The following is a 1052-nucleotide window of genomic DNA, read 5'->3' as shown; positions in this document are numbered from 1 at the left end:
TCGGTGACGGCGAGGGCGTTGGGGTGGTCGAAGACGAGGGTGGCGGGGAGCCCGAGTCCGGTGAGCCGGTTGAGCTGGTTGCGCAGTTCGGTCGCGGCCAGCGAGTCGAAGCCCAGCTCCTGGAAGGCCCGGTCGGGTCCGATCGCCTCGGCCGAACCGTGCCCCAGCACCGCCGCCACCTGCGAGCGCACCAGCCCCAGCACCGTGCGGTGCCGCTCGGCGGCGGTCAGTCCGGCCAGCCGGTCCGCGAGACCACCGGCCGTACTGGCGGTGGTGGTGGCTGCGGTGGTGCGGCGGGCGGTCGGGGCCAGGGCGCGCAGCAGGGCGGGGACCTCGTCGGTCCGGGCGCGCAGGGCGACGGTGTCGACCCGCAGCGGCACGACCGTGGCCTCGCCACGGTCCAGACCCGCCGCGAACAGCTCCAGCCCGGCCTCGCCGGAGAGCACCGGCAGACCCTGCGACGCCATCCGCCGACGGTCCACCTCACCCAGATACCGGCCGAGCCCCGCACCCACGTCCCAGAACCCGAACGCCATCGACGTCGCCGGCAGACCCTCCGCCCGCCGACGCGCCGCCAACGCGTCCAGGAACACGTTCGCCGCCGCGTAATTGCCCTGCCCCGCCGTCAGCACCAGACCACCCGCCGACGAGAACAACACGAACGCCGCCAGATCCAGCCCACGGGTGGCCTCGTGCAGCCACCACGCCGCATCCGCCTTCGGCGCCAGCACACCGTCCACCCGCTCCGGCGACAACGCACCCACCAGCCCGTTGTCCCCCACACCCGCAGCATGCACCACCGCCAGCAGACCACGGTCGGAGGCCAGGGAGCCGACGAGCCGGGTGACCGTGTCCCGGTCGGACATGTCGCAGGCCAGGATCTCCACCCGCGCGCCGAGCCTGGTGAGCTCCTCGGCGAGTTCGCCGGCGCCGGGAGCGTCCGGGCCGCGCCGGGACGCCAGGACCAGGTCCCGCACCCCACGCTCGGCCACCAGATAACGGGCGACCACCGCACCCAGACCACCCGTACCACCCGTGACGAGAACCGCACC

General features: G+C 74.3%; 1 protein-coding gene. It reads right to left on the bottom strand.

Translation table 11 applies throughout. The annotated features are described in order from the left end of the window. Positions 1–1052, bottom strand: a 1052-nt coding sequence (locus ABTY20_RS35315; protein WP_352001221.1) for a type I polyketide synthase, incomplete at both ends; no start/stop codon positions are given.

The sequence above is a fragment of the Streptomyces sp. NPDC126497 genome (genome assembly GCF_040302425.1).
Taxonomy (GTDB): Bacteria; Actinomycetota; Actinomycetes; order Streptomycetales; family Streptomycetaceae; genus Streptomyces.
This window is presented reverse-complemented; position numbering and strand designations above follow the sequence as displayed.